Annotated in this window: 22 protein-coding genes; 12 read left to right on the top strand and 10 right to left on the bottom strand. The window is 68.6% G+C overall.

The window, feature by feature from the left end; genetic code table 11:
- The first annotated feature begins 17 nt into the window (after positions 1 to 17).
- The 4 genes from EV649_RS13180 to EV649_RS13165 are packed head-to-tail and all read left to right on the top strand — an operon-like array spanning position 18 to position 2,411.
- Positions 18 to 710, top strand: coding sequence for an MBL fold metallo-hydrolase (locus tag EV649_RS13180; protein WP_241998152.1), 693 nt, complete (start codon positions 18 to 20; stop codon positions 708 to 710).
- A gap of 49 nt (positions 711 to 759) precedes the next feature.
- On the top strand, positions 760 to 1,023 hold the full coding sequence (locus EV649_RS13175) for a phosphoribosyl-ATP diphosphatase (RefSeq protein ID WP_130383737.1): 264 nt from the start codon (positions 760 to 762) through the stop codon (positions 1,021 to 1,023).
- A 51-nt stretch (positions 1,024 to 1,074) separates the two neighbouring features.
- Positions 1,075 to 1,923 (top strand): ATP phosphoribosyltransferase, encoded by an 849-nt coding sequence (gene hisG / locus EV649_RS13170; protein WP_130383736.1) that lies wholly within the window; start codon positions 1,075 to 1,077, stop codon positions 1,921 to 1,923.
- 47 nt (positions 1,924 to 1,970) lie between these two features.
- Positions 1,971 to 2,411 carry a PH domain-containing protein gene (locus EV649_RS13165; RefSeq protein WP_241998421.1) on the top strand — a complete coding sequence of 147 codons (441 nt, stop codon included), beginning with the start codon at positions 1,971 to 1,973 and terminating at the stop codon, positions 2,409 to 2,411.
- Here the strand turns inward: EV649_RS13165 and EV649_RS13160 are convergent.
- A complete protein-coding gene (locus EV649_RS13160) occupies positions 2,389 to 3,273 on the bottom strand; it encodes an aldose 1-epimerase family protein (protein ID WP_130383734.1) in 885 nt (294 codons plus the stop codon). The two genes, EV649_RS13165 and EV649_RS13160, sit on opposite strands and share 23 nt — an antisense overlap.
- Positions 3,274 to 3,462: 189 nt before the next feature.
- Here EV649_RS13160 and EV649_RS13155 point away from each other — a divergent pair, with 189 nt between their 5' ends.
- Genes EV649_RS13155 through EV649_RS13145 form a run of 3 tightly spaced genes read left to right on the top strand, consistent with a single transcriptional unit; the run spans position 3,463 to position 5,502 of the window.
- A complete protein-coding gene (locus EV649_RS13155) occupies positions 3,463 to 3,798 on the top strand; it encodes a YciI family protein (protein WP_241998420.1) in 336 nt (111 codons plus the stop codon).
- Positions 3,798 to 5,012, top strand: coding sequence for an RNA polymerase sigma factor (locus tag EV649_RS13150; protein ID WP_130383732.1), 1,215 nt, complete (start codon positions 3,798 to 3,800; stop codon positions 5,010 to 5,012). Before EV649_RS13155 ends, EV649_RS13150 begins: the two co-directional genes overlap by 1 nt.
- Positions 5,013 to 5,058: 46 nt before the next feature.
- Complete coding sequence (locus EV649_RS13145; protein ID WP_130383731.1) at positions 5,059 to 5,502, top strand: oxidoreductase; 444 nt, start codon at positions 5,059 to 5,061, stop codon at positions 5,500 to 5,502.
- Here EV649_RS13145 and EV649_RS13140 read toward each other — a convergent pair.
- Complete coding sequence (locus tag EV649_RS13140; RefSeq protein WP_130383730.1) at positions 5,488 to 6,162, bottom strand: hypothetical protein; 675 nt, start codon at positions 6,160 to 6,162, stop codon at positions 5,488 to 5,490. The two genes, EV649_RS13145 and EV649_RS13140, sit on opposite strands and share 15 nt — an antisense overlap.
- Positions 6,149 to 6,637 carry a hypothetical protein gene (locus tag EV649_RS13135; RefSeq protein ID WP_130383729.1) on the bottom strand — a complete coding sequence of 163 codons (489 nt, stop codon included), beginning with the start codon at positions 6,635 to 6,637 and terminating at the stop codon, positions 6,149 to 6,151. The genes EV649_RS13140 and EV649_RS13135 overlap by 14 nt, the downstream gene beginning before the upstream one ends.
- An 80-nt stretch (positions 6,638 to 6,717) precedes the next feature.
- Between EV649_RS13135 and EV649_RS13130 the strand changes: the two genes are divergently transcribed.
- A complete protein-coding gene (locus tag EV649_RS13130) occupies positions 6,718 to 7,224 on the top strand; it encodes an SseB family protein (protein WP_130383728.1) in 507 nt (168 codons plus the stop codon).
- Here EV649_RS13130 and EV649_RS13125 read toward each other — a convergent pair.
- Genes EV649_RS13125 through EV649_RS13115 form a run of 3 tightly spaced genes read right to left on the bottom strand, consistent with a single transcriptional unit; the run spans position 7,210 to position 10,847 of the window.
- On the bottom strand, positions 7,210 to 9,672 hold the full coding sequence (locus EV649_RS13125; RefSeq protein WP_130383727.1) for an FtsX-like permease family protein: 2,463 nt from the start codon (positions 9,670 to 9,672) through the stop codon (positions 7,210 to 7,212). The two genes, EV649_RS13130 and EV649_RS13125, sit on opposite strands and share 15 nt — an antisense overlap.
- 3 nt (positions 9,673 to 9,675) lie before the next feature.
- Positions 9,676 to 10,425 carry an ABC transporter ATP-binding protein gene (locus EV649_RS13120; RefSeq protein ID WP_130383726.1) on the bottom strand — a complete coding sequence of 250 codons (750 nt, stop codon included), beginning with the start codon at positions 10,423 to 10,425 and terminating at the stop codon, positions 9,676 to 9,678.
- A complete protein-coding gene (locus EV649_RS13115) occupies positions 10,422 to 10,847 on the bottom strand; it encodes a DUF1707 domain-containing protein (RefSeq protein WP_130383725.1) in 426 nt (141 codons plus the stop codon). The genes EV649_RS13120 and EV649_RS13115 overlap by 4 nt, the downstream gene beginning before the upstream one ends.
- Before the next feature lie 154 nt (positions 10,848 to 11,001).
- Between EV649_RS13115 and EV649_RS13110 the strand changes: the two genes are divergently transcribed.
- Positions 11,002 to 11,718 carry a TetR/AcrR family transcriptional regulator gene (locus EV649_RS13110; RefSeq protein ID WP_130383724.1) on the top strand — a complete coding sequence of 239 codons (717 nt, stop codon included), beginning with the start codon at positions 11,002 to 11,004 and terminating at the stop codon, positions 11,716 to 11,718.
- Positions 11,719 to 11,992: 274 nt separating this feature from the next.
- On the opposite strand, the gene EV649_RS13105 is transcribed toward EV649_RS13110, so the two are convergent.
- Both EV649_RS13105 and EV649_RS13100 read right to left on the bottom strand, forming a co-directional pair.
- The gene (locus EV649_RS13105; protein WP_130383723.1) at positions 11,993 to 13,159 is read right to left on the bottom strand and encodes a glycosyl hydrolase; all 1,167 of its coding nucleotides are present in this window, start codon (positions 13,157 to 13,159) and stop codon (positions 11,993 to 11,995) included.
- 49 nt (positions 13,160 to 13,208) lie between these two features.
- Positions 13,209 to 14,225, bottom strand: a complete 1,017-nt coding sequence (locus tag EV649_RS13100) for a LacI family DNA-binding transcriptional regulator (RefSeq protein WP_130383722.1) — start codon at positions 14,223 to 14,225, stop codon at positions 13,209 to 13,211.
- 84 nt (positions 14,226 to 14,309) lie between these two features.
- On the opposite strand from EV649_RS13100, the gene EV649_RS13095 reads away from it, so the two are divergent.
- Genes EV649_RS13095 through EV649_RS13085 form a run of 3 tightly spaced genes read left to right on the top strand, consistent with a single transcriptional unit; the run spans position 14,310 to position 17,391 of the window.
- On the top strand, positions 14,310 to 15,605 hold the full coding sequence (locus tag EV649_RS13095; RefSeq protein ID WP_130383721.1) for a sugar ABC transporter substrate-binding protein: 1,296 nt from the start codon (positions 14,310 to 14,312) through the stop codon (positions 15,603 to 15,605).
- Entirely contained in the window at positions 15,605 to 16,483 is an 879-nt protein-coding gene (locus EV649_RS13090; protein ID WP_130383720.1) for a sugar ABC transporter permease, read from the top strand. The genes EV649_RS13095 and EV649_RS13090 overlap by 1 nt, the downstream gene beginning before the upstream one ends.
- Positions 16,480 to 17,391, top strand: a complete 912-nt coding sequence (locus EV649_RS13085) for a carbohydrate ABC transporter permease (RefSeq protein ID WP_130383719.1) — start codon at positions 16,480 to 16,482, stop codon at positions 17,389 to 17,391. Before EV649_RS13090 ends, EV649_RS13085 begins: the two co-directional genes overlap by 4 nt.
- A gap of 64 nt (positions 17,392 to 17,455) precedes the next feature.
- Here the strand turns inward: EV649_RS13085 and EV649_RS13080 are convergent, their stop codons facing one another.
- On the bottom strand, positions 17,456 to 17,818 hold the full coding sequence (locus EV649_RS13080; RefSeq protein WP_130383718.1) for a hypothetical protein: 363 nt from the start codon (positions 17,816 to 17,818) through the stop codon (positions 17,456 to 17,458).
- Between the two features lie 116 nt (positions 17,819 to 17,934).
- Positions 17,935 to 18,795, bottom strand: coding sequence for a phosphotransferase (locus EV649_RS13075; RefSeq protein WP_241998150.1), 861 nt, complete (start codon positions 18,793 to 18,795; stop codon positions 17,935 to 17,937).
- Between the last annotated feature and the right edge of the window lie 48 nt (positions 18,796 to 18,843).

Raw genomic sequence — 18,843 nt, 5'->3', positions numbered from 1 at the left:
CAGCTATGGTCGGCCACATGCTGCAGCACCTGGCCGGCCGGGTCTGGATCTACCCGCACGACCCCGATCCCGACGCGATCCGCCCGTCCGTCGCCGTGATCGCGGACGACCGCGGCAGCGTCCTCGTAGACGCAGGCAACAGCCCCGAGCACGCAAGAGCCGTCGGTACGGCGATTGGCGCGGCCGGCCTGCCCGCCCCGAAGTGGCTCGTCTACACCCACCACCACTGGGACCACACCTGGGGCGCCTGCGCCTGGCCCGACGTCACCGTGCTCGCCCACTCCACAGCCGTCGACCTGCTGAAAACCGAGGCCGACCGCCCCTGGAGCCACCGCTACCTCCACGACCAGGTCGAGGCCAACCCGAAGCTCGCCCCCAGCTTCCGCGCCCGCGCTCTCGCCGTCCCCGACTGGACCGACTTCCGGATCGTTCTCCCGGACCAGACCTTCGACGACACGCTCACGCTCCCGACCGACGTCGTACTGCGGCACGTCGGCGGAAATCACGCCCCGGACTCCGTCATCGTCCTCGCCGACGGCGTCGCCCTCCTGGGAGACGCCTTCTACCCACCGCCGTACCACCTCCGCACCCCGGACGACACCGCCGACTACGCGATGGTCAAGCGCCTCCTCACCGAGCGCCACAACTGGTACGTCGACGCACACTCGGCTCCGCGGCAACTCTCCGAGGCGCTCACGCAGTCCGGGTAGCGGACCTGGGGACGGAGCGCGCGGGCGGGACCCGTAGGCTGGGCGGGCGATGAAGAGTTTTGAGGAGCTGTTTGCCGAGCTGGGTGAGAAGGCGGCGACACGGCCGGAAGGTTCCGGGACCGTGGCGGCGCTGGACGCCGGCGTGCACTCGATCGGTAAGAAGCTGGTCGAGGAGGCCGCCGAGTCCTGGATGGCTGCCGAGTACGAGAGCAAGGACCGGGCCGCGGAGGAGCTGTCGCAGCTTCTGTACCACGCCCAGGTGATGATGCACGCGCTCGGCCTGGACCTCGAGGACGTGTACCGACATCTGTAGGAGCCCATCCCACAGATCACCGGTTCACACCTCCCAGAAAGGGCAGTCACCATGCTGCGCGTCGCAGTACCGAACAAGGGCTCGCTGAGCGAAGCCGCCACCGAGATGCTCGTCGAAGCCGGCTACAAGCAGCGCCGGACCACAAAGGACCTCACCCTCACCGACGCGGCCAACGAGGTCGAGTTCTACTACCTCCGCCCGCGTGACATCGCCGTGTACGTCGGCGCCGGCACGCTCGACGTCGGCATCTCCGGCCGCGACCTGGTGCTGGACTCGCACGCGGACGCGGACGTGATCATGGGCCTCGGGTTCGGCTCGTCCACGTTCCGGTTCGCCGGGCGGCCCGGGGTCGCGGACTCCGTGAAGGACCTCGCCGGGAAGCGGATCGCCACGTCGTACGCCGGCGTACTGCAGGACCACCTGGCCGAGAACGGTGTCGACGCTGCGGTCGTGCGCTTGGAGGGTGCCGTGGAGTCGGCCGTACAGCTGGGCGTCGCGGATGTCATCGCGGACGTCGTCGAGACCGGTACGACGTTGCGCCAGGCGGGGCTCGAGGTGTTCGGGGAGCCGATCCTGCAGTCCGAGGCGGTGCTGATCAAGCGGCACGGTGTCGAGGTCCCGGCGAACGGCCTGCAGCAGCTGGTCCGCCGGCTCGAGGGCGTCCTGATCGCGCGGACGTACGTGATGATGGACTACGACATCCGCGCCGAGGACGTCGATGCCGCCACCGCGGTCGCGCCCGGCCTGGAGTCACCGACCGTCTCGCCGCTGCACCGGCAGGGCTGGGTCGCCGTCCGCGTCATGGTCCAGCGGGCCGAGGCGCAACGCCTGATGGACCAGCTCTGGGACGTCGGCGCCCGCGCGATCCTCACCACCGACATCCACGCCTGCCGGATCTGAAACCCGCCGCCGCCATGTCCGGAACGAAACCAGGGGACCGCTTGTTCGTGTTCCACCCGCGGATCGTGGCGGGTATGGCGGCGGGCATGGGGTTGTCGCTGATCGCCGTGTTCGGGGTGATCTGGTTCCGGTTGTCGCCGGAGGATCGTGGGTCGTTCGACTGGTTCCAGCGGCTCACCCTGCTGGCGTTCTTCGGGGCGATTCTGTGGATCCTGTACCGGATGACGACGCTGCGCGTCACGGCGTACGCGGATCGGCTGCGGATCCGGAACGTGTTCAAGTCGTACACGCTGAAGTGGTCGGAGGTCACCGCGCTGCGGTTCCGGCCGGGCGACGCGTGGCTGCAGCTGTTCGATGCCGATGACAACCGGATCGGCATTCTCGCGGTCCAGGCCGCCGAGGGTGCGCGGGCGAGCCGTGCCGCCAAGCAGCTGGCAGCGGTCGCCCGCGAACACGGCGCCGGTCCTAAACGGATACCTGAAAGCTAGTTGCGTGTGAGTCGCCGGGCTGGAGTACGACGAGGTCCTGACCGGTGCGGAACGCGTCTGGCGGGCAGGTCATCGGCTCGACCGCGAGCGCCGTACGTCCGACCGCCTCGCCGGTGAACAGCTGCATCCACGGCGTGTCACTCGTCAGTACCGACCTCGCGCCGCTGTCCGGGTCGGTGAGCGACACCGACCACTCGCCATTCAGACCGGTGAACGCGTTGTCGATCGAGGTCGAGCCGATCAGCCGGGCGTCGCGGAAGTCGTACGGCGTTCCGTCGACCGGTGTCAGGCCCGTCGGGGCCATCCGGTCCGCGGATACCTCGAGGCGCTGCGCTGCGGTGAACTCGAGGATGCAGTCGTCGATCGGGCGGCCGACGCTGAGGTAGGGGTGCGCTCCATAGCCGTACGGCGCTGACGTCCGGCCGATGTTGGTGGCCGTGGCGGTGACGGTCAGGCGGTCGGTGAGGTGGTAGGTCAGGCGTAGCTCGAGCTGGTGCGGGTACCCGGGCTGGCCGAACAGTTGGTGCCCGGCGACCACCGTCGACGGATCGGACCCGTCGTCGATGCGCTGCCAGTTCGCCCAGCGGGTGAGGCCGTGGATCGCGTTCTGGCGGGCCGGCTCGGTCAGGTAGAGCTGCTGGTCGACGCCCTCGAACGTGTACTGCCCGTCCGTGATGCGGTTCGGCCACGGGAACAGGTGCTGGCCGAGTCCGGCATGCGCCGCCTCGTCCTCGCCGTACGCGAGCAGGACCGGGCGCCCGTCGTACGTGAGCTCACGGAGTCCGCCGCCGACACTCACCACCGTCCCCTCGTACCCGCCGCCGCGAAGGACCCACTGCTCACCTGAAGGTAGAACGCTCATGTCCCTATCCTCACCGATACGACGCTAACGACAGGAAGTAGTCCGCGGTGGGGGACCCTTCCTCGCCTGGCTGCTGCGGTGGTAGCCAGCTGGAGAGGACTACTTCCTGTCCTTAGCGCTGTCCATCTGAGGCGACCCCGTTCGTGGTGATGCTGTAGACACGCTGACAGGAGGTACGACGTGAAGTACATGTTGCTGATCAATGCCGGCGAGCTGGACCTGCAGGACACGCCGGTGGGGTGTGAGCCGGAGGACTGGATGCGGTTCGACAAGGAGATCACCGACGCGGGTGTGGTGGTCGCGTCCGAGTCGCTGGCCGACCTCGTCACTGCGACTCGGGTCGAGGTCGCGAACGACGGCAAGCGGACCGTGACCGACGGGCCGTTCGCGGAGACCCGGGAGGTGCTCGGCGGGTTCTACGTGATCGACGTACCGGACCTGGATGTCGCGCTCGACTGGGCCGCGCGTTGCCCGGGATCGCGCGGCGGCGGCTCGGTGATCGTCCGGCCGGTCGCCGACTTCTGATGGAGCAGGTCGAGGCGGTCTTCCGGGAGGAGCGCGGCCGTTTGCTAGCAGCGCTAGCCCGGCGGTTCGGGGACCTCGACCTGGCCGAGGAGGTCACGTCGGAGGCGATCGAGGCGGCGCTCACGCACTGGCCGGTCGACGGCGTACCGCCGAACCCGGGCGGCTGGTTGATGACCACCGCCCGGCGCAAGGCGGTCGACCGGCTCCGCCGGGACCAGGTGTACGCCGCCAAACTCGCGATCCTCCAGGTCGAGGCGGACCGCTCCACGCCGCAGGCGACCGGGGACGAACTGCCCGACGAGCGGCTGCAGTTGTTCTTCACCTGCACCCACCCGGCGCTGGCCGCCGAGGACCGCGGAGCGCTGACGCTGCGGTGCCTCGCCGGGCTGACGACGCCGGAGGTCGCGCGGGCGTTCCTGGTACCGACCGCGACGATGGCGAAGCGGATCGTCCGTGCGAAGAAGAAGATCCGGGAGGCGCGGATCCCGTTCCGCGTCCCCGGTCCGGACGAGCTGCCGGAGCGACTGCCCGGCGTACTGCAGGTGGTCTATTCGGTCTTCACCGAGGGGTACGCCGCCAGCTCCGGACCGTACCTGCAACGCCTGGACCTGGCCGAGGAAGCGATCCGCCTGGCCCGGATCCTGCACCGCCTGCTCCCCGACGCGCGCGAGGTCACCGGCCTGCTCGCGCTGATGCTGCTGATCCACGCCCGCCGCGAGGCCCGCACCGGTCCGGACGGCGAGATCGTCCTGCTCGAGGACCAGGACCGCAGCCGCTGGGACCACGAGATGATCGCCGAGGGCCGCGAACTGGTCGTCACCGCGCTCACCGGCGGCCCGCCCGGACCGTACGCCGTCCAGGCCGCGATCAACGCGGTCCACGACGAGGCCTCCGAGTTCGAGAGCACCGACTGGCCCCAGATCGTCCAGCTGTACGACGTATTACTGGACCTCGACCCTTCCCCGGTGATCGCACTGAACCGCGCCGCGGCGATCGCGCTCCGCGACGGCCCCGAGGCGGGCCTCGAACTCCTCGACGAGATGGCCGCCGAACCCCGGCTCCAGGACTACCACCCGTTCGCGCTGGCCCGCGCCGACCTGCTGCAGCGCCTCGGACGTTTGCCCGAGGCAATCACCGCCTACGAACAGGCCCTCACCCTGGCCGGCTCCGAACCCGAACGCGACCTCGTCCGCCGCCGTCTCGAGGACATCTGAGGACGGCCATTGTCAGGTCGTGGCGATTACGGCACTGTTGGGCCGCATGGAGACCGTTTACGAAGCGGCGGGTGGGGCCGAAGGCATGTTGCGGCTGGCGGCCGAGTGGCACGAGCGGGTGATGGCGGACGAGGTCGTCAGTCACGCGTTCCACGGTGGGGCGCGGCCGGATCACACCGAGCGGCTGGCGGCGTACTGGGGTGAAGCCCTGGGCGGACCGCCTGCCTACACCGAGGCGTACGGCGACGAGGCGTCGGTGCAGCGCCGGCACGCCGGGAACGGCGAACACGACGAAATGAACCACCGCGCGATCGCGTGCTTCGACGAGGCGGTGATCGCGGCCGGTATCGGTGACGAACGCACCCGGTCCGTGCTGCACGACTACTTCGCCTGGGCGACCTTCAACACGATGTACCGCCACCACACCGACGACATCGCCGACGACCAGTCCGTCCCGCAGTGGTCGTGGGACGGACTAGGAAGCAGCTGAGTCGTGAGGGGGTAGTGCCACTGACTTCGTGACGAGTTCGAGCGCGGGGTCGAAGGGCGTTGACGGGGCGCCGTCGACGATCACGTGGGCGCGAGAGCGGGTGGCCTGGTCGGCGAAGTGGTCGCGTTCCCAGCGCATCCATTCCAGCCAGTGGTCGCGGAGGGCCTCGCCGTCGCGTTCGATGCCGCGGTCCAGGCGGACCTCGTTCGACGTCTCGACCCAGAGCCGCAGCGACTGCCAGTGCGCCGCGTCCCGGTCGCAGGCGGTGACACCTTCGACGATCAGCAGGTCCACGGTGTTCGGTACGACGTGCAGCTCGGCGTACGCGCGCTGGTACCAGTCGTATCGGCGGTAACGTCCTTCGCGGCCGTCGGCGAGCCGTTGCAGGACGTGGTCGCGGAGCAGGGCGAATCCACGCTCGGCTCCGGCCCAGCCGTCGTACAGGTCGTCCATGTGGATGACGTAGGTGTTCAGGTCGCGGGCCTTGGCCCGGGCCTCGAGGGCGGCGGCGACGGTCGTCTTGCCGGATCCGGCGGGGCCGTCGATACCGATCAGCCTGGTCCGGCCGAGGCGGGGTGCGCCGGCCTGGACGTTGTCCAGCAGCGAGTCGATGGTCAGGGGGTTCGGGCCTTGGTCAAGGGCCTTGTCAGTTGATTCCATGGCGCTTCAGGATGTCCTCGATCTCGTCGAACTCCGACGATTCCGGCTGCTTCGCCTTCCCCTTTGACGGCTTGGCAGCTTTGGCGGGAGCGGCCGAGGCAGGTGCGGGACCTGTCGCGGTGAGCTCACCCGCGGGCGAGGCGGGTTTCTTTTCCTTCGGTGCCTTCGGAGTGCGGCCGCGGGCGACGCCGGAAACGACGTACAGCACGACCGAGACGCCGAACAGCGCGGCTCCGGCCCACACGGTCGGCGAGAAGATCAGGTGGGTGACCCAGCTCACGGAGGAGCGGACCACGTCCCAGACCAGTTCCAGCAGGCCGGTCAGGTACAGCGAGACCGGCAGCAGGGACCAGGCCACACCGCGCGTGCCGGCCGCGATCCCGCGTCGCCGCCAGGCGAACCACGAGCCGATCAGACCGAGCAGCGTGAGGCCTACGCAGAACGGCAGCAGCGTCAAATCGTTGAAGTCAGGCACATACCCAGGCTCGCACAGTTGGCGCGTGATCCAAGAGGGGAACAGCCCTGACGCACCCCTGAAACCGTAGTCCGGGGAGAATGAGCGCCGTGCAACCACCAGAGCGGCGTTTGGCTTTCACCGGATTCGACAACGACGATGGGTCGGCGGACCCGGCGCTGGCTCAGGCGCTCGCCGACGGCGACGGGGGAGCGGTGCTGGCGGCGCTGACCAAGGCACGGCTGCTGGTGCCGGTGGTCGCGATGCTGGGCGAGGTGGAGTACGACGAGAACGGGCTGGCGCACGACAAGACGTCGGACATGGCCGTCGCGCTGCTCCAGGGACAGGACGGGCGGAACGCGCTGCTCGCGTTCACGGGCACCGAGGCCCTGGCCCGCTGGAGTCCGGAGGCGCGCCCGATGCCGGCCCAGGCGCGGCTGGTCGCCACCGCGGCGATCCAGGAAGGCGCGGCTGCGATCGTGCTGGACGTCGCCGGCCCGGCCGCGGGCGTGATCGAGACCGACGACGTACGGCGTTTGGCCGCCGGCTTCCAGGTGATCCGACTGGAAGACGGCGGCTACGCGTGGATCGAGTCAGCCGACGGGTGAGGCGAGGGCGTCCATCGGCTTGGAGCGCATCGCGATCCGGCCGGTGATCGCGGTCGTCGGCAGGACCAGGAGCAGGACGACGGCCACCCAGATCAGCACGATCCAGACCGGTCCGGAGGGGATCGGCCAGCCGCGGGTCGCCAGCGCGATCGGGAACACGGTGAACGCTGCGGTGACCAGCCCGGCGACCAGTCCGAGCGCCGCGATGAGCACGCCCTCCAAGCGGAGCATCCGGGACACTTCGCGCCGCGTCGACCCGGTCAGTCGCTGCAGCCCGAACTCGCGCCGCCGGTCCAGCACCGCGACGGCGATCGTGTTGATCGACGCGATGGCTGTGTACGCGACTGCGATGGCGGCGAGCAGATAGCCGATCCACGCGTCCACGCCGAGCCCGGTGTCCAAGCCTTCACTGAGCAGTTCGCGTCCACCGATCGTCGTACCCGGCCACTTCGACAGGTCTGGGTGCAGCTTGTTGTCGGTCTTCAGCAGGAGCTGGCTGGGCAGGCCGCTGGTCGTGTGCGCGGCGAGCAGTTGCGCGGGCAGCAGGAGAGACTCGTAGCCGGAAGGACCCTCGGCGAGGGCGACCACCTTGACCTTGACCAGGGCGTTGTCGCCGAGACGCAGGCCGATCTCCGAGCCGACGCCGACCTTGAGCTTCTTCGCCGTACCCGGCGGGAGCGCGACGGTGTCACCAGTCAGGTCGTCCAGCGACCCCTTCTTCACCTTGCCCGTGTAGACCGGACCGCTCAGGCCGAGCAGCGGCCAGGCGTCGCTGGTGTGCGACTTGTCGTACGGCTCCTCGATCCAGCCCTTGCTGCGGACCACCTCCGACACAGCGGTGACACCCGGCATCGACCGGGCCGAGTCGGTCAGCGACGCCGGGATGCCGCCCGCGGTGGACGTGATCACCACGTCGCCGGACAGGTTCTTGGTGAACGCGTCGACGGCGGCCTGCTGCTGTGTGGTCTGCGAGTAGATGTTGCCGAGGGCAATCGCCGTGGCGATGGTGATCGGGATCAGGATCGCGCCGAACTGGACCGCACGGACCCGCAGGTTGATCACCGCGAGCGTTCCGCTGGTCCCGCGCTTCTCGACCAGCCGCGTGATGCGGGGGATCAGCGCCCGCTGGATCACCAGCGGCGCGAGGACCGCGACCGCGATCGATCCGGTCAGGCCGGCCGGTCCACCGATCGCCGCAGCGTTGGCCGGGCCCATGAACGGTGTGGACAAGGCGATCGCCGCCGTCGCACCTGCGAAGACGAGACCGATGAGGATCCGCACCCGGCTCAGCGCCACCTGCGGTACGGCGGCCTCGGCCAGCGCCTGGATCGGGCGGATCCGGGCGGCCCGTCCGGCGGCGAAACCGACGGTCACCCGCAGTACGGCGAACGTGAGGACGGCAGCGCCGGCGAACGGCAGCGGACCTTGGTCGAGCCGCAACTGTGACGGCACGATCCCGCCGTCGGCCAGCATCCCGAAGATCCAGGTGCCGGCGATCCGGCCGCACAGCAGCCCGAGCACGAGCCCGATCAGACCAACCACCATCGTCTCGGCAATCACCATCTTGGCGACCTGGCGCGGGGTCGCACCGCTGGCCCGGAGCAACGCCAGTTCGCGGCGCCGCTGGCGCACCGACAGCCCGATCGTGGCCGAGACCACGAGCGCCATCACCACAGCCACCATCCCACCGAAGACGCCGGACATGATGATCAGCGGCAGACCGGTCGCGATCCCGGAGAACTCCGCGACGCCACGCTCGTCTCCCGTGAACGCCTTCACACCCGTCGGCAGGTCGAGCCGCTTCGCGAGATCTCGTACCGAGGTTCCGTCCGCGGGGAACACCCCGATCGCATCCAGACCCTCCGGGACGTCCGCGTCGGCGAAGAACACCGGCGGTACGTCGACCTGGTGCTGGGCGACCGCGATACCCGCCAGGGTGTAGGTGCGGGGCGTCCCGCTGACGGTGACCGTTACCCGGTCGCCCGGCTTCGCGGTGCCGGCCAGTCGCTGGTCGAGCACTACCTGCCCACTGCGAGGAGCATGGCCGGCAGTCAACTGGTACGGCGTCAACGCCGCGGACGTCCAGCCGTGCCCCGCAAGCGTCGTACCAGACGTGCCGCGTGACGTGATGACGGCGGGGAAGGAGCGGTCGGGGACGGCCTTGGCGACGCCAGGTGTGGTGGTGAGCTTGGTGAGCAGGGCCGGGTCGACGCGGTGGCGTTCCGGGAAGGCGGCGGAGCCGCTGCCGTTCGGTGGGTGGTACGCCGGGTCGCCGGTGACCACGATCGGGGCCGCGGACAGTCGTTGGGGTGGGGCGTTCAGGCGCAGCCCGGTCTCGAGCAGGCCGCCGGCGGCGCTGAGCAGCGCCCCGCCGAGCACGACCGCGACGAAGATCGCGAGGAAGGCGGCGGTCCGGTACCGCAGGGTGGTGACGGCGAGGCGGAACATGGGTCAGCTCTCCGTGGGTGAGAGGCGGCCGGTGCTCAGCTGGGCGAGCTCAGCGGCAACGGCCTCGGCGGTGGGGTGGATGGCTTCGGACACGATCCGGCCGTCGACGAGGAAGACGACACGATCGGCGTACGACGCTGCGACCGGGTCGTGGGTGACCATCACGATCGTTTGACCGAGCCGGCGGGACTGGTCGCGGAGCAGCGTGAGGACCTCGAGCGCGGTGGTGGTGTCCAGCGCGCCGGTCGGCTCGTCGGCGAACGTGATCGCGGTCCGTCCGGCGAGGGCCCGGGCGATCGCCACCCGCTGCTGCTGACCGCCGGACAACTCGCTCGGCCGATGCTTGACGCGCTCGCCGAGACCGACCGCCTGGATGACCTCGGTCACCCAGGCGTCGTCCGGCTGCTTGCCGGCCAGCGTCATCGGGAGTACGACGTTCTGCCGCACCGTCAGCGCCGGCATCAGGTTGAAGGACTGGAAGACGAAGGCGACGTGCTCGCGGCGCAGCTCGGTCAGCGACGTCTCGTCGAGTCCGTGCAGCGACCGGCCGGCCAGTTGGACGTCACCGGTCGTCGGGGTGTCGAGGCCGGCAGCGCAGTGCAGCAGTGTGCTCTTGCCGGAGCCGGACGGGCCCATCACCGCGGTGAAGGTGCCGGAGGCGAAGTCGTAGGTCACACCGGCCAGCGCGTCGACCGCGCCGGGGCCGGTGCCGTAGACCTTACGGACCTCAGTCAGTCGTACGGGCGCGTTCACTGGGCGACCAGTACGTCGGACTTGCGGTGGTACGACTCGTTGGTCCACCACAGGATCGCCACGATCGCGCCGAGGCCGAGGTCCGACCAGAGCCACCACGGGCCGTCGAAGTGACCGAAGACCGCCAGCGCCAGCCAGACCACGAACTGGACCACGCAGGCGACCAGCCAGACACCGGTGATGGCCTGGAGCGCCACAGTCAGCCCGCGGGGCGGGGCCGCGTTCGCGACACCGGACAGGATGGTGCGCAGTTCGCCGCGGGTCCGGGCCGCGAGGACCTGGTCCTGGCGGTCGCTCGCCTGTGACGGGGTGAGTGCGGCCTGCCGTACGGCGCTTTCGAGCTTGCTGATCGCGGCTCGGCGGTCGGCGCCGGAGAGCTGGACCTGGTCGGGCGTCAACAGGGGTTCGAGGATCGTGTTCATGAGAGCTGTTCCTTTCGGCTAAGTCCTGGTGCGGGGTTCCGATGTGAAACAGCGTATGGGTTGAACAGTTTCGGGTCCCGGTGCTCAGGACCCGTTTCCGAGGTGGACCTAGCTCCCCTGTTCGGCGGCGTACGGCGTGCGTCAGGATGGAGGTATGACCGACGACCGCGCGGACCTGCCGCCGGGGCTCGCCCTCTCGTGGGGCGTGCTGCCGGTGCAGCGGCGCGGGCCGAAGCCGGCGCTGTCGATCGAGCAGATCGTGGCCACCGGCATCGAGTTCGGCGACCGGTACGGGTTCGAGGCGGTCTCGCTGCAGCGGATCGCGGCGCAGCTCGGCGTCACGACGAACGCGATGTACCGCTACGTCCGGTCCAAGGAAGAACTGATCGTTCTGGTCCACGACAAGGCGGTCGGGCTGCCGCCGGAACTGCCGTCCGGCTGGCGTGCCGCGGCGATCGCGTGGGTGGATGCGCAGGTCAAGTTGTACGAGGACCGCCCGTGGCTGCTCGACGTACCGGTCCGTGGCGCGCCTGTCACTCCGAACCTGCTGCGCTGGGTCGAGGTGATGCTAGCGGCGCTGGCGGAGACCGGGCTCAGTCAGCACGACAACCTCGGATGCCTGGTGCTGCTGGACGGGTACGCGCGGAACTACGCCGGCCTGGCGCGGCAGCTGGGGGCGAGCGACCGCACGCCGGTGCAGGCGGAGCAGGTCGGCCAGTTCCTCGTCCCGCGGCTGATGGAGGGCGGGTATCCGACGTTGGTGTCGCTCTACCTCAACCAGGAGTACGAGGACGAACTCGACGACGACCTCGAGTTCGGGCTCGCCCGCATCCTCGACGGCATCGACGTACTGATCGCCAAGCAGCACTAGTGCCCCATCAAGAATCGGTCGGCTCGTGATCCCCAAACCGGTTTGGGGAGTCTTGCCACCCAAATCGGGGAGGTAGGACTCCCCGGTTTCTTCGCAGACGCTCCCCAAACTGGTTTGGGGAGGAGCGCGGCGCGTCGGTAGACGCTTGGTCGGCAGCTCGACAGGAGGTGTCGTGACCCGCTGGCATGCCGCACGCTCAGCGGACTCGCAATTGATAGTGCGGTGGATCTATACGTACTGTCGAGCTGCAAGACCGGTCACGTGTAGATCGTGTTCAGGGCAGGGCGATTCGCACCGGTCCGTTGCCGCGGGCCTCGACCCACTGCAGGTGGAATTCGCTGCCGGGGGCAACTTCCGCGCGACGTCCCGGCTCGGTGCGGAGGTTGATCGGCGCGGTCAGCGTGGTGGCTTCCTGCTGCATCACGCCGTTCGCCCGCACCTCGGCGATCACGTCGGCGAGCGCCTGCGCGGCCGGTTTGCGCTGGTGATCGACCGTGAACAGGCCGAGGTCGTACTCGCGGTCCGGGAAGTCGAGCAGCCGCCGGTCGATGTCGTGCGAGGACCACCACGTCACGCCGTACAGGGCCGGGTTCGGCAGGACGGTCTCGACGGTCCGCCGGGTGAACTCGGCCTGCAGATCGACGGGGATATCGGGTCCCGGTACGCCGATCTCCTGCAGCCAGACGAGGCGGTCGTGCTCGAGGGCCGTGGCCCTCGCGAGCTCGATCAGGTAGTCGGCGTGGGTGAGGGTGGCCGGACCCAGGGGACCGTCCACTCGTGAGACCCCGTTGAAAACCCACGAGTGGACAGTGGTCAGATCACCCAGGTCCACCGCGTCGACGGGGTGGAACGGATGGTCGCCCTTGTACCAGGCGTCGTCGAAGACCGAGTGCAGGGCGAGTACGTCGGGTGCCGCCTTCTTCAGCGTGGTCAACAGTTCCTGCGCCCACGCGGCCGAGGTCTCGGGCGTGGTCGAGCTGTCCGGCCAGAGGTTGTTGACCTCGTTGCCGAGCGTGATCGCGAAGACGTTCGGCTTCGTCGCGACCGCGCGCGCCACGGCATCGACGTACGCCGTGAGACCGTCGCGGACCGCGCTGCCCTCGAACAGGCTGCTCTTGTGCCAGGTCAGCACCCACGACGGGAGGAAGTCGAAGCTGGACAGGTGTCCCTGGATCAGGTCGACCGCGACGGTCAGGCCGTGCTCCGCGGCGGCGTCGATCGTGTCCAGCAGGTTGGCGATCGCCTGCTCGCGGATGATCGCCCGGTTCGGCTGGATCCACGGCCAGACGGGGAACACCCGGACGTGGTCCAGACCCATCCCGGCCAGGTCCGCGAAGTCCCGCCGTACCGCGTCGCCGTCGTAGTCCAGCCAGCTGTAGAACCATCCCGCCGAGGGAACATAGTTCGCACCGAACCGGGGCGTGACGGTCTCCGAAGCCATGCCGAGGATGCTAAATCGGTTTAGGCCAGAAGAGCAACTGCGGTCCGGGTCAGCGGGGAGGCGCGGTGGACTCGCGGACCGTGAGGACCGGGTCGGGGGTGCGGCGGTTCACGACGGTGGCGGGGTCGGCGATGGTCTCGAGAAGGACCTCGGCGGCCTGGCGGCCGAAGTCGAACGTGTCGCGGGACAGGGCCGTCAGCGCGGGATGCATGAGCTGGGTGAGGATCGAGTCGTCGAACGCGACGATCGACAGGTCGCCGGGCACCGAGACGCCCATCTCCATCGCGACGCCGAGGCCGGCGACCGCCATCACGTCGCTGTCGTAGACGATCGCGGTCGGGCGATCGGACTGGGACAGCAGCTTGCGGGTGATCGCGGCGCCCTCCGCGTCGCTGAAGTCCGTGGTCAGCGAGGGGGCGTCGACCAGGCCGAGCCGGGGCGCGGCGTCGCGGAGGGCACGGATCCGGCGCTGCGTGTGCTGGAAGTTCGGCGTACCGGCGACGTGGGCGATCCGGCGATGGCCGAGGGCGGCCAGGTATTCGACGATCGAGAGCATCGCGTCGCGGTCGTCGGCCCAGACCGAGGCGAGCGCGCCCTTGCCGCCGCGGCCGCCGATCACCACGGCCGGCAGTTCGAGTGCCTTGAGCTCGTCGACCCGCGGGTCCTTCACGGTCAGGTCGACCAGGATCACACCGTCGACCCGGTGCTCCGACGCCCACCGTCGGTACACCTCGATCTCGGCCGCGGTGTCCTCGACGATCAGCAGCTGCAGTGAGATCGACTCCGCCGACAGCCCCGACTGCACGCCGGACAGCAGGTGCGCGAAGAACGGCTCGACCCCGAGCGTCCGGGCCGGCCGTGCGATCACCATGCCGACCGAGTCGACCCGCGACGCCCCGAGCGCGCGCGCCGCACTGTGCGGCCGCCAGCTCATCTGCTCGGCGATCTTCAGGATCCGCTCGCGGGTCGCGTCGCTGACCCCCGGCCGCCCGTTCAGCGCGAACGACACCGCACCCTTGGACACCCCGGCCCTGGTCGCGATGTCAGCGATCGTCGGTCTCGCCATCGTGATACCTCCTGCCCTTGACAGCGGATTCTACGATGTGGATAGTTCGGGAGCTATACCGGTTTATCAATTCCAGGAGATCCCATGCGTAGACGCCGTCCGGCGCTGGTGGCAAGTCTTGCCGCCGCCGCCCTCACCCTCGCAGGTTGCGGCCTCGGTTCCGAGGATTCGGGCGGCAGCGGCGGCGCCAAGCCGACCGTCGACGCCAACGCCCAGGTGACCGGTGAGGTCAGCTTCCAGACCTGGGCGCTGAAGCCCAAGTTCACGTCGTACGTCGAAGGCGTCATCAAGGCGTTCGAGGCGAAGTACCCGGGCACGCACGTCACCTGGCTGGACCAGCCCGGCGACGGCTACGACAAGAAGGTACTGAGCCAGGCGTCGGCCGGCTCGCTGCCCGACGTCACGAATCTGCCGCCCGACTTCGCCCTGAGCCTCGCCAAGCAGAACATGCTGCTCGACGTCGCCGCCGCGGACCCGAAGCTGAACGAGGAGTACGTCGAGGGCGGCGTGCAGGCGTACCAGTACCAGGGGATGGACGGCACGTTCGGCTACCCGTGGTATCTGAACACCGACATCGACTACTGGAACGCGACCAAGTTCGCCGCGGCCGGCCTGGACGTGAAGAACCCGCCGAAGACCTTCGACGAGCTGCTCGCGGCCGCGAAGGTGATGCACGACAAGACCGGCGGCAAGGAATACCTGATGAGCCGGCTGCCGGGCATCGGCGACTTCACCAACGCCGGGATCAAGATCCTCTCCGACGACGGCAAGAAGTTCACCTTCAACACTCCTGAGGCCGCGGCGCTGCTGGACAAGTACCGCGACGCCTACAAGGCCGGCTACATGCCGCGCGACATCCTGACCAACGAGTACCTGGGCAACTCCAAGCTCTTCACCCAGGGCAAGGTCGCCTGGACCACCGGCGGCGGCAACGCGATCCAGGACTTCATGAAGGACAACCCGTCGCTGAAGGGCAAGGTCGTCCCGTCGCCCGCGCTGGACACCCCGCCGCTGTACGTGCAGGGTCTGTCGGTCTCGGCCAAGACCAAGAACCAGGCCGCGGCGATCGCCCTCGCCCGGTTCGTCACCAACGCCGAGAACCAGGCCGCGTTCGCGAAGATCGTGAACATCTTCCCGTCCACCAAGGCCTCCGCCTCCGACCCGTACTTCTCGAAGTCCGACGGTACGCCGGAGAGTGACGCCAAGGTGCTCGCGTTCCAGTCGCTGGCCAAGGCGAAGAACCTGCAGCCGCCGGTGATCAGCGGCGCGACCAACGACTTCATCGGGCAGCAGATCTCGCTGGCGATCTCCGGCAAGATCTCGTCCCAGGCAGCCCTCGACGCCGCGGTGGCCAAGGCCAACCAGCTGCTGACTCAGTAATGCGATACAACCGTTGGTTCACCCCGTGGGTGCTGGTCATTCCAGCACTCACGTGGTTGCTCGTGTTCAATCTCTGGCCCTCGATCAACACCGTCATCCTGTCGTTCACGAACGCCAAGCCGATCGGTGGCGGCCACTTCGTCGGGCTGAAGAACTTCGAGACGCTGCTGCACGACGAGCAGCTGCGGTGGGCGCTGCTGAACAGCGTCATCTACATGGTGGTCTGTCTGCCGTTCCTGACCGTCCTGCCGCTGTTCCTCGCCGTACTGGTGGAGAAGAAGCTGCCCGGGATCACGTTCTTCCGGACCGCGTTCTACACCCCGGTGGTGGCGTCCGCGGTCGTGGTGGCGCTGATCTGGCAGTGGATCCTGGACGACCGCGGCCTGGTCAACGGGCTGGCCGAGAAGCTCGGGGTCATCTCCGGGCCGCTGCCGTTCCTGTCCGACCAGTGGCTGTTGTTGCTCAGCGCAATCAGTCTGACGATCTGGAAGGGGCTCGGGTACTACATGATCATCTACCTGGCCGCCCTCGGGAACGTCGGGCGTGAGCTGCACGAGGCGGCCGCGGTCGACGGCGCGGGACCGCTGCGGCGGTTCGTGCATGTGACCGTGCCCGGCGTACGGGGAACGATGATCCTGATCTCGATCCTGATCTCGGTGTCGGCGCTGCGGGTGTTCTCCGAACTGTTCATCCTCAGCGGCGGCAAGGGCGGTCCGGGTGGCCGGGACAACTCGGTCGTGATGCTGATCCAGCAGTACAGCCAGGGCTTCGAGGGCAACCTCGGGTACGCGTCGGCGTTGTCGATCGTGCTGTTCTTCGTCACCGTCGTACCGATGCTGGTGCTGGCCCGCCTCAACCGCCGGGGAGCCGAAGCATGAGCGTTGTTACCGATCCGGCGCGGCCGGCTGTCGCGCCTGAGGCGCCGAAGTCCGTACGTCGGCGTCGGTCGTCGGGGTTCAATTCGGTGTCGCCGCGGGAGAAAGTCGCGCGGTACGTGCTGCTGGTGTTCGTGCTGCTGATCACGATCGGGCCGTTCCTCTGGCAGCTGTCGACGTCGCTGAAGGGATCCGGGGAGGACATCTACACCCGGATCCCGCGGCTGCTGCCGGCGCAACCGACGTTCGACCACTACAAGGCGGTCACCGACACGATCCCGGTCTGGGACTACGCGCGGAACTCGCTCGTGGTCGCCGTACTGGTTGTCGGTGGCAACGTGATCGGCGCGTCGCTGGCCGGGTTCGCGTTGTCCCGGTTGCAGTTCCGCGGCCGCAAGATCGTCCTCGGGCTGTTCCTGGCGACCCTCGTGCTGCCGGGTGAGGTCACGATCATTTCGCAGTACGTCACGGTCCGGGAGTTCGGGCTGGCGAACACGCTCTTCGGTGTCGCGCTGCCCGGGATGATCGGTGCGCTGAACGTGCTGCTGATGTACAACGCGTTCCGGTCGTTGCCGGTCGAAGTCGATCAGGCCGCGGTCGTGGACGGGGCGAACGCGTGGCAACGGTTCCTGTACATCGGCCTGCCGTCGGTGCGCGGAACGATCAGCGTTGTCGCGATCTTTGCGTTCATCGGCGCGTGGGACGACTTCCTCTGGCCGCTGATCGTGCTGACCGATCCGAACAATTACACGCTGACCGTCGGCCTGCAGTACCTGTCCGGCACGTTCAGCAACAATCCGCGGCTGATCGCAGCGGGCACGATGATCGCGTTCATCCCGATCGTGATCGTCTTTGCCACCCTGCAACGCTTCTTCTTCAAGGGCGTCGAGGAAGGCGCGGTCAAGGGCTAGCTTCTTGACGACGTACGAAACCGGCTCCGACCCTGCAAAGTCGGAGCCGGTTCCTGTTGTTCGGCTACTTCACGAGCACGATCGAGTTGATCGGGGTGAAGTCGTACGGCAGGTACGCGCCGGTGTAGCGCTGCACCGGGTAGCAGTTCGTCCCGTTGTAGCCCTTGCAGATGGCGAAGCCCGCACCGCCGGTCTGGCTGTTGATCAGGACCTTGGTGCCGGTCACGTTCGACAGGTTGTGCGCGCCGTAGCTGTACCAGATGTTCTTGCTCAGGATGCTGCCGTTCGGCTCCCGCAGACACACGGCCCCCGACGGGCAGGACGCCGTCGTCCCGGTCGTGGCAGCGTTCGCCGTCGGCGCCAGCGCCGCGCCTGTACCGATCACAGCAGCGGCGATCCCGACCACGCTCATCGCAATCTTGCGCATGGTTTCCCCTTAACCTTAAGGGCCCCCCGAGTGAAGACCCACCACCGAAGCTAGTCAACGGGCCGGGTCGCCGGAACCCAGATCGAACCCGTTTCGGCCAGGCCCGAAATGGGTTGTCAGCGCATCCGAGTTTCGGAGAAGTCGAGCCAGTGGGTGGTGTCGGCGGGGGTGTGGTGGCGGATGGACCAGTCGACCTGGCGAAGGGACATGTGGGCCCAGTAGAGGCGCAGTACGGCGGGATTGAGGGTGTTCTCCAGGAGTTCGTCGAACCAGGTCAGGTCCGCGCCGTCGAGACGGACGTGGGCGTCGAACCGCAGGGTGACCAGCGCGAACCGGCGGTCGCCGCGGCCGATGCCGTCCCAGTCGACGATCCCGGTGATCCGTCCGGCGTCGGTCAGCACGTTGCCGGCGTGGAAGTCGAGGTGCACCAGGTCGTCGCCGGTCATGCCGCTCGGCTCGTCCCGCCCGACCTCGTGGATCCAGTCCAGGAGCCTCCGCGTGCGGTCGTCGTACCGCTGGAGGGACTCGTGCAGGCAGAAGCCGGGACCGCTCTCGAGCAGGTACATCGACGGGACCGGCAGGTCGGGGGCCAGACCGGCGAAGTGGTCGGTCAGGGCGATCATCGACTCCAGAAACGCGCGGTCGACGGTCTCCGGTGGCCGGCCCGGCAGCCGCTCCTGCACCACGCCGATGCCGTCCGGCAGGTCCGCGAGCAGCTGGTACTGCGGGACAGGCAGCCCTCCCCGCCGCGCTGCCTCGAGAACTTCCGCCGTACGCCGAAGTTCCGCGAGGGAACCGTATCCGCGCGTCAGTACGCCGTCCCGCCCGTCCGGCCACCGCACGAACGCGGCCCCGACCTCGCCCAGGCCCGCGTACCCGAGGAACTCCAGCCCGGCACCGGTCGCCTGATTGACCTCCCGCAGCAACTGCTGCGCATCAAGCTTCGCCACCGGAGCCGGCACGCCGTCATGAGTCATAACGCCTGACCGTAGTTGACCTGGAGCGCACTCCAGGTCGCAGGATGG

This window comes from Kribbella sp. VKM Ac-2569 (assembly GCF_004216905.1).
In the GTDB taxonomy this organism is placed as follows: Bacteria; Actinomycetota; Actinomycetes; order Propionibacteriales; family Kribbellaceae; genus Kribbella.
This window is presented reverse-complemented; position numbering and strand designations above follow the sequence as displayed.